10 protein-coding genes are annotated in these 12,607 nt (G+C 72.8%); 4 read left to right on the top strand and 6 right to left on the bottom strand.

Features of this window, described 5'->3' with window-relative positions:
- Positions 1-8: 8 nt before the first annotated feature.
- The 4 genes from RLT58_RS03255 to RLT58_RS03240 all read right to left on the bottom strand — a co-directional run bounded on the left by RLT58_RS03255 (position 9) and on the right by RLT58_RS03240 (position 4,555).
- The gene (locus RLT58_RS03255; RefSeq protein WP_311308845.1) at positions 9-884 is read right to left on the bottom strand and encodes a carbohydrate ABC transporter permease; all 876 of its coding nucleotides are present in this window, start codon (positions 882-884) and stop codon (positions 9-11) included.
- On the bottom strand, positions 881-1,870 hold the full coding sequence (locus RLT58_RS03250; protein ID WP_311308844.1) for a carbohydrate ABC transporter permease: 990 nt from the start codon (positions 1,868-1,870) through the stop codon (positions 881-883). The genes RLT58_RS03255 and RLT58_RS03250 overlap by 4 nt, the downstream gene beginning before the upstream one ends.
- Before the next feature lie 45 nt (positions 1,871-1,915).
- A complete protein-coding gene (locus tag RLT58_RS03245) occupies positions 1,916-3,283 on the bottom strand; it encodes an ABC transporter substrate-binding protein (RefSeq protein WP_311308843.1) in 1,368 nt (455 codons plus the stop codon).
- A gap of 102 nt (positions 3,284-3,385) precedes the next feature.
- Positions 3,386-4,555: a substrate-binding domain-containing protein gene (locus tag RLT58_RS03240; RefSeq protein ID WP_311308842.1), complete on the bottom strand. Its 1,170-nt coding sequence runs from the start codon at positions 4,553-4,555 to the stop codon at positions 3,386-3,388.
- A gap of 150 nt (positions 4,556-4,705) precedes the next feature.
- Between RLT58_RS03240 and RLT58_RS03235 the strand changes: the two genes are divergently transcribed.
- On the top strand, positions 4,706-5,476 hold the full coding sequence (locus RLT58_RS03235) for a sulfite exporter TauE/SafE family protein (protein ID WP_311308841.1): 771 nt from the start codon (positions 4,706-4,708) through the stop codon (positions 5,474-5,476).
- 64 nt (positions 5,477-5,540) lie between these two features.
- Here RLT58_RS03235 and RLT58_RS03230 read toward each other — a convergent pair whose 3' ends face one another.
- The gene (locus tag RLT58_RS03230) at positions 5,541-7,067 is read right to left on the bottom strand and encodes an amino acid permease (protein WP_311308840.1); all 1,527 of its coding nucleotides are present in this window, start codon (positions 7,065-7,067) and stop codon (positions 5,541-5,543) included.
- A 76-nt stretch (positions 7,068-7,143) separates the two neighbouring features.
- Positions 7,144-8,151, bottom strand: a complete 1,008-nt coding sequence (locus RLT58_RS03225; protein ID WP_311308839.1) for a hypothetical protein — start codon at positions 8,149-8,151, stop codon at positions 7,144-7,146.
- Between the two features lie 356 nt (positions 8,152-8,507).
- Here RLT58_RS03225 and RLT58_RS03220 point away from each other — a divergent pair, with 356 nt between their 5' ends.
- Genes RLT58_RS03220 through RLT58_RS03210 form a run of 3 tightly spaced genes read left to right on the top strand, consistent with a single transcriptional unit; the run spans position 8,508 to position 12,599 of the window.
- Complete coding sequence (locus RLT58_RS03220) at positions 8,508-9,941, top strand: FGGY family carbohydrate kinase (RefSeq protein ID WP_311308838.1); 1,434 nt, start codon at positions 8,508-8,510, stop codon at positions 9,939-9,941.
- A 22-nt stretch (positions 9,942-9,963) separates the two neighbouring features.
- Complete coding sequence (locus tag RLT58_RS03215) at positions 9,964-11,376, top strand: NAD(P)/FAD-dependent oxidoreductase (RefSeq protein WP_311308837.1); 1,413 nt, start codon at positions 9,964-9,966, stop codon at positions 11,374-11,376.
- Positions 11,373-12,599 carry an FAD-dependent oxidoreductase gene (locus RLT58_RS03210; RefSeq protein ID WP_311308836.1) on the top strand — a complete coding sequence of 409 codons (1,227 nt, stop codon included), beginning with the start codon at positions 11,373-11,375 and terminating at the stop codon, positions 12,597-12,599. Before RLT58_RS03215 ends, RLT58_RS03210 begins: the two co-directional genes overlap by 4 nt.
- Positions 12,600-12,607: the final 8 nt, after the last annotated feature.

Below are 12,607 nucleotides of genomic sequence, written 5' to 3'. Positions count from 1 at the left end.
GAGCAGGGCTACTTGACGGCGCCCGCCGTGAGCCCCGACTTCCAGAAGCGCTGGAGCAGCGCGAAGGCGAGGATCAGCGGCAGGACCGCGAGCAGCGAACCCATGATCACCACGGGGTAGTACTCGGGCGAGACGGTGGCGGCGCTGTTCCAGGTGTAGAGGCCGAGGCTGACGGGATACAGGTCCTGGTCGGAGAGCATCACCATGGGCAGGAAGAAGTTGTTCCAGATGGCGGTGAGCTGGAAGAGGAACACGGTGACCAGGCCCGGCCCCAGCATGCGCAGCGCGACCCGGAAGTACGTCGTCAGCTCGCCGGCCCCGTCCACCCGGGCGGCTTCGAGCACCTCGTCGGGCACGTACCCCTGGCTGAAGATCCGGCCGAGGTACACGCCGAACGGGTTGAAGAGCACCGGGATGAACACGGCCCAGAAGGTGTTGACCAGACCGGCCTGGGACGCCATCAGATAGAGCGGCAGCGCGAGCACGGTCTGCGGCACCATCACCGCGGCGAGCACCAGACCGAACAGCTTCTCCTTGTGCGCGAAGCGGTACTTGTCGAAGGCGTACCCGCAGGCGATGCTCACCAGCGCCCCGAGGGCCGCGCCGAGGACCGCGTACAGCAGGCTGTTGCCGTACCACCGCGTGTACAGGCCGCCGTCCATCGCGAACAGGTCCTTGATGTTCTGCGCGAAGGAGAAGTGGTCGAGCGACAGGACGTCGCTGCCGAACAGCGCGTCCCGGTCCTTGGAGGCGGCGAGCACCAGCCACAGCACCGGCAGCAGGGTGTAGAGCACGGAGACGCCGACGACCAGGTTGACGACGGACCGGCCCAGGAGCCGGGGGCGCAGGGCGGCGGCGGTGCGGGTGGGGCTCGTGGCGCTCATCGGGCGGCCTCCTCGGGGGCGTCGGAGCGGTTGGTCCAGCGGGTCACGCCGTAGGACAGGGCGATCGTGCAGACCAGCAGGACGACCGAGGCGGCGGCGGCCAGGCCGTAGTTGTTCCGGGTGAACGCGGCGTCGTAGATGTACATGCTCGGCGAGAACCGTGCGCTGATCATCGGTGTCGCCTGGCTGAGCAGCATGGGCTCCGTGAACAGCTGGAGCGCGAAGATCAGCGTGAACATCGCGACCATCACGATCGAGGAGCGCACCAGTGGCGTCTTGACCTGGAGCGCGGTGCGGACGGGTCCGGCGCCGTCGACGACGGACGCCTCGATGACCTCGCGCGGCACGGCCTGCAGGGCGGCGTAGAAGACCACCATGTTGTAGCCGAGGTTGCTCCACAGGGCGATGTTGACGATCGACGGCACCACCGTGTGGAGACCGAGGAAGTCGACCGTGATGTCCGCCTTGCCGAGCAGGTCGATCACCGGGCTCAGCCCCGGCGTGTAGAGGTAGAGCCAGATGACGGCGGCGATGATGCCGGGCACGGCGTGCGGCAGGAACAGCCCGAGCTGTGCCCAGGAGCGCAGCCGCACCACGCCGGAGTCCAGCAGCAGGGCCAGCGCCAGCGCGCCGATCACCATCAGGGGTATGTAGATCACGCAGTACAGGACGACCGTGCCCAGGCTGCTCAGGAAGGTCGGGTCGGTCAGTACGGCGGTGTAGCTGCGCAGTCCGACGAAGACCGTGCGCTCCGGGCCGAAGCCGAGCCCCGGCTGGTCGTCGCTGAAGAAGCTGAGCCAGACGGCGGTTCCGACCGGAATCAGGAAGACCGTCACCAGAAGGATGAAGAAGGGGGTCATCAGGGCGCCGCACGCGCCGAGTTCACGGCGCCGCGCGGAGCGGTGCGTGGTGCGCGGGGACGTGGTGGGCCCGGCCGGCGCCGCGGTGGCGTCCACGGGGGCGGATGCCGTGAGGGGGCTGGTCATGGGTCACCTGCCTCTCTGCTGCTGGGAAGGGGGACGGTGCACGGCTCAGCTGCTGTGCTCGGTGGTGGCCAGGCCCAGCGCCCTGAGGTCGGGCATGGTGCCGTCCTGGGCCGCGCGGACGGCGTCGATCAGTGAGCCCTGACCGCCGCTCACCCGGGCGAAGCCGTCCTGGATGACCTTCTGCGTCGCGGTCATCCGCGGTCCCCAGGTCCAGCCGTCCCGGATCTTGTGCGCCTCCTGCTCGAAGAGGGTGTAGATGTCCTGGCCGCTGTAGTAGGCCCGGTCGAAGGCCTTGCGGCCGACGGCGACGAGGCCGGGGGCGGCCGGGTACTGGCTGCTGGCCCCGCTGGAGAGCCGGGCGCGCAGCGCGTCGGGGTGCGAGACCTGCCACTCGATGAACTCCAGCGCGGCTTCCGGGTGGCGGCTGTCCCGGGTGACCGCGAAGGTCGATCCACCGTGGGTACCGAGTGCGGTGCCGCCCTTGTCCCACTGGGGGAGCGGGGCGATGGCCCACTGTCCCTTCTGGCCGGGCCTGGCGTTCATCTGGGCGCCGGCGTCCCAGGCGCCGCTGAGCCGGGCCAGCACCTTGCCGCCGCTGACCAGGGCGTCGTACTGGCGGGTGTCCACCGGAGTCATGGAGACGAGGTCCTGGTCGATCAGCCGCTGCCAGTACGCCGCCACCCGGCGGGTGGGCGCGTCGGCCAGCGAGACGTTCCAGGCGCCGGCGCCGGTGTCGAACCACTGGGCGCCCGCCTGCCAGGCGAACGCGGCGAACTGCGGGCCGCCGTCCGTGGCGAAGACGGCCAGCCGCCGGCCGGGCGCCCTGTCGCGCACGGTGCGGGCCGTCTCCTCGAACTCCTCCCAGGTGCGGGGGACGTCCAGGCCGTACTGCTCGAACAGGTCGGTGCGGTAGTGCATCACCATCGGTTCGACGTCGAGCGGGACGCTGAAGACTCGCTTCTCGAACGTGGTCAGCCCCAGCGCCTGGGGCAGCAGCGCGGACCGCAGCTTGTCGCCGATCAGGTCCGTGAGTTCCAGGGCCACCCCGTCGATCGCGAAGCCGGGGAGCTGGGGGTACTCGATCGTCGCGACGTCCGGGGCGTTGCCGGCCCGCGAGGCGTTGCTGAGCTTCGCGTAGCCGCCCTGGCCCCCTGCGGGGATCTGCTGGTAGTCGACCTGGATCGTGCGGTGCGTCCGGTTGAACGCGTCCACCACTTCCTGGCTGCCGCGCAGGGCGGACCAGAAGGTGATGCGGGTCGCGCCACGGCCGGAGGTGTCGCTGACGGTGCTGGTCCTGCTGCTGGTGCTGTCCCGCCCCGATGGGCCGCCGCCGGTGCAGGCGCTCAGTGCGCCCGCCAGCGGCAGTGCGGCCATCGTGGCGAGCACGGATCGACGGCTCTGTCGACCGGGCATGGGCGCCTCCCGCGGCTACTGGTTCAAGACACGGGGAATCCTGATCGGCTGATCGGTATCGGTCAATAGATCGCTCAGAACTTGCTTGAAGCGGTCAAACGCTCAGTCGTTGGCGGGGATGACCGCCTGCGCCGATCCCCGGACCTTCAGCTCCGGCAGCAGCTCCGTCCTGCGTACGGGACCGGCCGCCCCAGGCCCCTCGGAGAGCCGGAGCAGCAGCAGTTCGGCGGCGGCCCTGCCGACCTCCGCCTTGGGCGGTGCCACCGCCGTCAGCGGGGTGCTGCCCAGCGCCGCCACCACGTCGTCGTACGCCACCACCGAACAGTCCCGGGGCACCTGCACCCCGCTCTCCGCCAGCCGCTGGACGAGCATCAGCGCGTCCACGTCGCCGTGCAGCACCGCCGCCGTGGCCCGGCGCTCCCGCAGCAGCGCGGCCAGATCGAGCGGTGCGCCGACCCCGCCCGGCGCCCCGGCCCCCGTCCCGTGGCCGCCCGTCGCGGGCTCCGCCGTGACGGGCCCCGGCACCGCGTCCGGAGAACTCAGCACCACCGTCCAGTCCTCCACCTCGGGCCGCTCCCGCACGATCTCCGCGAACGCCGTCCGCAGACTGCGCGCGGTCGGGCTGTCGTCACGGGCGGCCATCACGATCCGCCGGTGGCCGAGCGAGACCAGGTGCTCCACGGCGAGATACGCCCCGTACCAGTGGTCGGAGCAGACCGAGTCCAGGGCGTGCATGGCGCTGCCCGGCCGGGGCCTGCGCTCCATCAGCACGGTCGGCACCCCGACGTCCGCGAGCCATCCGTAGTCCCGCTCCTCGGAGAGCGGGTTGCGCCACCGGGGAGCGATCAGCAGCCCCCGCGCCCCGTCGGCCAACGCCCGCTCCACCAGGGGCCGTTCGCCGCCGGGTGCCTGCGGCGCGATGTGCAGGGCGATCCGGATCCCGGCCTCCTCCAGCACGGTCCGCGCCCCGTGCAGCGTCTCGTACAGATACGAGTGCCGTTCCGGTACGACCAGGGCGACCGCGCCCTGGTCGTGGGCCGGCTCGCCGTCCCGGGGCGCCGGCAGGGCCGCCGGCCGTGCCGGGTCCCGCAGCGGCCGGGCCAGACCGTGACCGCGCCGCAGCCGCCCCGCCCGGGTCAGCTCCTCGACGTCCCGGCGCACGGTGACCACGGAGACGTCCAGTTCGGCCGCCAGCGCGCTGACCTTGACCGGGCCGCGCGACTCCACCACCGCCAGGATTCGCTGCCGCCTGAGTTCAACCGGCTCCCGCATGCTGCTGGCCCCCTCGCCGTACCGCTGCGCGTTGTGCGTTTGAACGCTTCGTGTGAGCGCTTGGAGCGCAGCATAACCATGCCGGTGACCGTTTCCCGGGGCATCCGGCGGCAGGCCGAAAATCGTAGGGGATTACGATCTGTCCCTGGCATGGACACCCTTACTCTCTGGCAACTGGCGGCACTGGCCGCGGCATCCGCACTCGTCGGCTTCTCCAAGACGGCCGTCAGCGGTGCCAATACGATCAGTCTCGCGGTCTTCGCGGCGGTGCTCCCCGCCCGCGAGTCCACCGGGGTGCTGCTCCCGATCCTCATCGCCGGCGACGTACTGGCCGTGCTCACCTACCGGCGCCACGCGCACTGGCCTACCCTGCTGAGGCTCTTCCCGGCCGTCGCCGTCGGCGTGGTGGCGGGCACGCTCTTCATGCTGTGGGCCGACGACGCGGCCGTGCGGACCTCGATCGGCGCGATCCTGCTCTTCATGGCGGGGGTCACGATGTGGCGTCGCCGCAGGTCGGAGACTGCTGAGGAACCGGGGGACGGGGACGGGCCGCCGACCGCGGCGGAGCGGCTGAAGGCCCGCTCGTACGGGGTGCTCGGCGGGTTCACCACCATGGTCGCCAACGCGGGCGGCCCGGTCATGTCGCTCTATCTGCTCTCCGCCGGCTTCCGCAAGCTCGGCTTCCTGGGCACCTCGGCGTCGTTCTTCCTGATCGTCAACGTGTCCAAGGTGCCGTTCAGCGTGGGCCTCGGCCTGATCGACGGGCGGTCGCTGCTGCTGGACGCCTGCATGCTGCTGTTCGTGCTCCCGGGCGCCTGGATCGGCCGGAAGTGCGTGGACCGGATCAATCAGCTGCTCTTCGAACGCCTGGTCCTCGCCGCCACCGTCCTCGGCGGCCTGCAACTCCTCCTGGTCGGCTAGGGCGTGTCGTAGGAGACGCCGGTGGGCCGGGGCAGCGGCCCCGGCCCACCGGCCATTCCCTCGCTCAGACGATGCCTTCCTCGATCTCCGCCTGCTCACGGGCGCTGCCGTACGCCGACGGCGTGCCGTACGAGCCGCGTGCGACGAACCACCACACGGTGGCCAGCACCAGCACCGCCACCAGCGCGATCGACGCGTAGTTCATCGAGTCGATCGTCACCGGCGATGACTGCGGCAGCAGGAACAGCACGGTCACGATCGCCACCCAGGCCACCGCGATCCAGCCGACCGGCTTCGACCAGCGGCCCAGGTGCCACGGCCCGCGCGTGAAGCGGTCACCGGCGCGCAGCTTGAGGAAGATCGGAATCGCGTACGCGGGCGTGATGCCGATGACGTTGATCGCGGTCACCGCTCCGTACGCGGTCTCCGAGTACAGCGACGGCACGGCGAGCACCCCGGCGACGATCACCGAGAGCCACACCGCCGGGACCGGGGTCTGGGTGCGGGCGCTCACCTTGCGCCAGAGCGAGGACCCCGGCAGCGCGTTGTCCCGGCTGAAGGCGAACACCATCCGGCTGGCGGCGGCGACCTCGGCGTTGCCGCAGAACAGCTGCGCCGCGATCACGATCAGCAGCATCGCCGTGGCGCCCGAGGTGCCCAGCGCGTCGATCAGGATCTGGGCCGGCGGCACCCCCGTGGCGCTGTCCTGGGTGCCCGCGTAGTCCTGGATCGCGAACGTCAGCCCCGCGAGGAGGACGAAACCGGCCACCCAGGAGACCCAGATCGCCCGGACGATGCCGCGCGCGGCCGCGACCGAGGCGTTCGAGGTCTCCTCCGACAGATGGGCGGAGGCGTCGTAGCCGCAGAACGTGTACTGCGCGAGCAGCAGCCCGATCGCCGCCACGTAGAGCGGGTTCTCCCAGCCGGTGTCGTTGACGAACTCGGTGAAGACGAACGACGGCGACTGATGGTGCGCGGGCACGATCGCCAGGACCGAGACGATCACCGCGACGCCGGCCAGGTGCCACCACACGCTGATGGAGTTGAGCACGCTGACGAGCCGTACCCCGAAGAGGTTCAGCACGGCGTGCAGCAGCAGGATGCACAGGAAGATGACCATCGTCTTCCCGGGCGTGGGCGAGAAGCCCCACTGCAGGTTCATCAGCGCGCCGGTGAACAGCGCGGCGCCGTAGTCGATGCCCGCGATCGCGCCGAGCAGCCCGAGCAGATTCAGCCAGCCCGTGTACCAGCCCCACTTGCGGCCGCCGAGCCGGTCCGCCATGTAGTAGAGCGCCCCGGACGTCGGATACGCACTGGTCACCTCGGCGAGCGCCATGCCGACACAGAGCACGAACAGACCGACCCCGGCCCAGCCCCACAGCATCACCGCCGGACCGCCCGTGGACATGCCGAACCCGTACAGGGTCATGCAGCCGGACAGGATCGAGATGACGGAGAAGCTGATGGCGAAGTTGCCGAAACCGCCCATGCGGCGGGCCAGCACCGGCTGGTAGCCGAGTTCGCGCAGCCGTTGTTCCTCGTCGTGCGGCGGTATCCCGGCACCCTGCCGGTTCGAGGTGGACAGGGACATGGGGGGCCTCCATGAGCGGTGGGGGAAGGGGACGGACAAGGGACGGACGGGTCTCGGGGGAGCCTGCGGGGCCCGCTCAGCCGTGCGGACCCCGGCCGGGGTCACGGGCCGCGGCGAACGCGCGGGCACGGGCGCGCACGAAGACCTCCTCGGCGCCGCCGGGGTCCTCGGGCGAACGGGAGCGGTCGGCCCAGGGGAGCGAGGTGAAGTACGGGCCCAGCTCCTGGAACACCGCGGCCGCCTCGGCGAAGTGCAGCGCCCCCCACAGGGCGTGCGCCAGATGGTTGAGGTCGAGCAGGGTGTGGGTGGCGGCGGGGCTGCGCCGGAACCAGATCTCCAGGGCGCGCAGGGCCTCGCGCTCGGCGTCCTCGGTGACCCAGTGCAGGTCGAGCGCCTTCTCGTGGCCCTGCTCCCGGCGGTAGCGCTCCACGCGTACGTACAGCGGGAGCACATGGAGCGCGGAGCCGTCGGGGGCGGAGGAAGACGCCCACTGCACGAAGTTGACCGCCTCGGAGACGGAGCCGCCGGTCTTGCGGGCCAGGACGAACTGGAGCATCCGGTGGTAGGCCTCGCGGTTGTACGGATCGCGCTTGTCGGCCTCCGCGAGCATCCCCCACGGCCCCGGGAAGAGCATGGGCCCCGGCGGGGGCAGCCGGTGCTCCTCCAGCCTCCGGCCCTCGTCCAGCTGGGAGAGGGCCAGCAGGCAGACCCAGGGCACCGGGTCCGCCCGTGAGGTGTGGGCGGCCGACCGGCACGCCTCCCACGCCTCCTGCCAGAGCTGCCGCCCGCTGGGGTGGCCCGAGCGGTGGGCGCGGACGGCCCGCTCGACGGCGACCCGGGCGCGCATCACCACGGCGGCGACGCTGCGGGGCTCCTCGGTCAGCCAGGCCTGTACCGCGTCCGAGCCCGCGGCGACCGCGCCGAGCACCTGGGTGCGCTGGGTCCAGCGGGTCCAGTCCGGGGTGCTCTCCAGCAGATCGCGCATGGCCAGCCAGCGGCCCGTACGCAAGTCCTGTAACGCGGAACGGAGTTCATTGTCGTGACCGGCCGGGTGGTATACCGGCCGGAATTCACCGTTGGCCATGGACGGACTCGGGGCGGGGTGCTGATTTCATCGATCCTCAGGGACGGGGGGTGGGAGACATGGGGGGTGGAGTAGCTGTTGAAATGCGAACTGCTTTAAGTTGAAATACGAACGACCTTAAAGAGTCCGCTTGTTGCCCGGCGGTGAGTGTAGAGCCCTTTGCGGGGAACTCCCGAACGAATCATGGATCTTAATCAAGTCACTTGTCCTGAACAGGTGTTGGGAATCCCCGTACGGTTCCGGGCATCCGGGACGGACCCGCTTGACGCAGCCGCTGGGCTGCACCACCCTGGGTCTCCGCGACCGAAGATCATGATTCCGTTCAGGCCCCCGGGCCGCGTACCGCTGGAGAACCGATGACAGGCCCGGTGCTCGCCGTCGACCAGGGCACGTCCGGGACGAAGGCCCTGGTGATCTGCCCCGAGCGGGGCGTGATCGGTTCCGGTTCCGCGCCGGTGCGGCCCCGGTACGGTCCCGGGGGAGCGGTCGAGGCGGACCCCGCCGAACTGCTCGGATCCGTCGTCGAGGCCGGCCGGCTGGCCCTGGCCGAGGCGGGCGAGGACGCCGTCGCCGTCGGGCTCGCCAACCAGGGCGAGACCGTGCTCGCCTGGGACCCGGACACCGGGCGCCCGCTCACCGACGCGGTCGTCTGGCAGGACCGGCGCGCCGACGGGATCTGCGCCGGACTCGCCGGGCGCGAGGAGGAGCTGAAGCAGCTGACCGGGCTGCCCCTCGACCCGTACTTCGCCGCCCCGAAAATGGCCTGGATCCGCCGTGAACGCACCCGCGAGGGCGTCGTCACCACCAGCGACGCCTGGCTGGTCCACCGGCTCACCGGCGCCTTCGTCACGGACGCGGCCACCGCCGGGCGCACCCAGCTCCTCGATCTCGACCGGGCCGCCTGGTCGCCCGCCGCCCTGGACGTCTTCGGCCTGGGCGACGAACGCCTGCCGACGGTGGTCGACTCCGCCGGGGCGTTCGGCACGACGACCGCGTTCGGCGGCGAACTGCCGCTCACGGGTCTGCTGGTCGACCAGCAGGCGGCCCTGCTGGCCCAGGGCGCGCTGGAACCCGGCACGGCCAAGTGCACCTACGGCACCGGCGCGTTCCTCCTCGCGCAGACCGGGCCCACCCCGCGCCGCGGCTCCACCGGACTCGTCAGCTGCGTCGCCTGGCGGCTCGGCGGGCGGACCAGCTACTGCCTGGACGGGCAGGTCTACACGGCGGCCTCCGCCGTGCGCTGGCTCACCGACCTCCATGTGATCTCGGGCGCCGCCGACCTCGACCGCGTCGGCGGCGGCGTCCCCGACGCCGGGGGCGTCACCTTCGTACCGGCGCTCGCCGGGCTCGCCGCCCCCTGGTGGCGCGGCGACCTGCGCGGCTCGCTGACCGGCCTGGGCCTGGACACCTCCGCCGGGCATCTGGTCCGGGCCCTGTGCGAGGGCATCGCCGCCCAGGTCGTCGAGCTCGCCGACGCGGTGGCGGCCGATCTCGGATCACCGCTGTCCGCGCTCCGCGTCGACGGCGGGCTGACCCGCTCCGCCCTGCTCATGCAGACCCAGGCCGACCTGCTGCAACGGCCCGTCGAGGTCTCCGCCCTGCCCGACGTCACCGCGCTCGGCGTCGGCGCGGTGGCCCGAATCGGCCTCGACCCCGGACTGCCGCTGCACCGGGCCGTCCCCGACTGGCGGCCCGCCGCGGTCTACGAGCCGCGCATCGGCGCCGACGAGGCGGCCGAACGGCTCGGGGTGTTCCGGGCGGCCGTGCACAGCCTGCTGGAGCGGTCATGAGCCCGGCCGGCCGGGCGGCCCGGTGAACCCCACCGTCACCCGGGCCGGGGACCCGCTGCCCGGCGGCCCGCCGTACGACGTCGCGGTCGTCGGCGCGGGCGTCGTCGGCACCGCCATCGCACGCGAGCTGGCCCGCCACCGGCTGCGGACCGCGCTGGTCGAGGCATCCGACGACATCGGCAACGGCACCTCCAAGGCCAACACCGCGATCCTGCACACAGGGTTCGACGCCGTGCCCGGCTCCCTGGAGGCCCGCCTCGTGCGAGAGGGACAGCGGCGGCTGACCGCGTACGCCGCCGGGACCGGCATTCCCGTGGAGCGCGTCGGCGCCCTTCTCGTCGCCTGGGACGAGGAACAACTCGCCGCCCTCCCCGCCCTGCTGGCCAAGGCGGAGCGCAACGGCTACCACGCGGCCCGGCTGCTCGACGCCCAGGAGACCGCTGCGCGCGAACCGCACCTCGGGCCCGGCGCTCTCGGCGCCCTGGAGATCCCCGACGAGGCGGTCGTCTGCCCCTGGACCCCCCCGCTCGCCTTCGCCACCCAGGCGGTCCGCGCGGGCGTCCACCTGCATCTGGACTGCCCCGTCCGGCACCTCGCGTACGACGACGGCGTCCACACCCTCACCACCGGTCGCGGCCCGCTGCGGGCCCGCCTGCTGATCAACGCCGCCGGGCTGCACGCCGACGAGATCGACCGGAAGCTGGGCCACGACACCTTCACCGTCACCCCGCGCCGGGGCCAGCTCATCGTCTTCGACAAACTCGCCCGGGACCTCGTCCGCCACATCCTGCTCCCCGTGCCCACCGCCGCCGGCAAGGGCGTCCTGGTCGCCCCGACCGTCTTCGGCAACGTCCTGCTCGGCCCCACCGCCGAGGAACTCGACGACAAGACGGCCACCGGGTCCACCGCCGAAGGGCTCGCGCTGCTGCGGGAGAAGGGCCGCCGCATCCTGCCCCGGCTCCTCGACGAGGAGGTCACCGCCGTGTACGCGGGACTGCGCGCCGCCACCGGCCACGAGGACTACCGCATCAGAGCCGTTCCCGAGCAGCGCTACATCGCCGTCGGCGGCATCCGCTCCACCGGGCTGACCGCCTCCATGGCCATCGCCGCCCATGTGACCTCGCTCCTGCCCCGGGCCGGCCTCGACCCGGGGGAGCCCGCCGAACTCCCGCCCCTCACCATGCCCTCCCTCGGCGAACGCGACGACCGCCCCTACCTGCGCGCCGACCTCATCGCCCGCGACCCCGCCTACGGCACCGTGGTCTGCCACTGCGAACGCGTCACCGCCGGGGAGATCCGCGACGCGCTGCACTCCACCCTGCCCCCGGCGACCGCCGGAGGACTCGCCCGCAGGACCCGGGCCGGGAACGGCCGCTGCCAGGGCTTCCACTGCGGGGCCGCGATCCGCGCACGCGTCGAGGAGGCCCGGCCATGACCCGCCGCGAACGGACCGTGGACGTCCTGGTCGTCGGAGCGGGCCCGGCCGGACTCGGCGCCGCTGCCGGACTCGCCGCCTCCGGCGTCCGCCGGGTCGAGGTCCTGGAACGCGACCGGGACCCCGGCGGCATCCCGCGCCACTGCCACCACGACGGATTCGGCACCCGCCGCACGACCGGCGGCCTGACCGGCCCCGCGTACGCCCGGCGCTGCGCGGCCGCCGCCGAAGCCGCCGGCGCCACCCTGCGCACCGGCATCACCGCCACCGGCTGGGCCGGACCCCGCACGCTCGACACCACAGGACCGGACGGACTCGAACGGATCACCGCCCGCGCCGTCGTCCTCGCCACCGGGGCCCGCGAACGCCCCCGCAGCGCCCGGCTCGTCCCCGGCACCCGCCCGGCGGGCGTCTACACCACCGGCGAACTCCAGCAGGCCGTCCACCTCCACCACCAGCACATCGGCACCCGCGCGGTGATCGTCGGCGACGAGCCGGTCTCCCTGGCCGCCGCCGAGACCCTGCGCACCGCCGGGGTCCGGGTCGTCGCCCGGATCACCGGCCTGCCGCCGGAGCCGTGCGCCGCGCTGCGCCCACGCGACCGGGCGCCACTGCTCACCCGCACCACCGTCACGGCCCTGACCGGCCGCCCACGGCTCACCGGGGTCGCGGTACGCCATGAGGACGGCCGTACCACGACCCTGCCCTGCGACACCGTGGTGTTCACCGGCGACTGGATCCCCGACCACGAACTGGCCAGGCGCGGCGGGGTGGTCCTGGACCCCGGCACCCGGGGCCCCGCCCACGACGCCGCGTACCGCACCGGCGCGAACGGGGTCTTCGCCGTCGGGAGCCTGCTGCACGGCGGGGAGAGCGCGGAGACCGCGACCGCCGAGGGGCGGGCCGTCACCGCCCCCGTCCTGCGTCATCTGACCACCGGAGCCTGGCCCGCCGGGCGCCCGGCGCTCGCCGTCACGGAGCCGCTGCAATGGGTCGCGCCCAACCTCGTCGGGCCGGACGGCGAGCCGCTGCCCGGCCGTCTCACCCTGCGCACCGGCCGACGGCTGACCGCCCCGCTGCTCGTCGTCCGCCAGGACGGGGCGGTGCTGCACCGGGGGCGCCTGCCGCGGACCCTGCGCCCTGGCAGCTCCTTCCGCCTGCCCGCCGGCTGGCTGGTCCGGGCCGACCGGCAAGGCGGCACGGTGCAGATCACGGTCGGCTGACCGCGCCC

This window comes from Streptomyces sp. ITFR-16 (assembly GCF_031844705.1).
In the GTDB taxonomy this organism is placed as follows: Bacteria; Actinomycetota; Actinomycetes; order Streptomycetales; family Streptomycetaceae; genus Streptomyces.
Note: the sequence above shows the minus strand (reverse complement) of the source record. Positions and strands in the feature narration are given on the sequence as shown.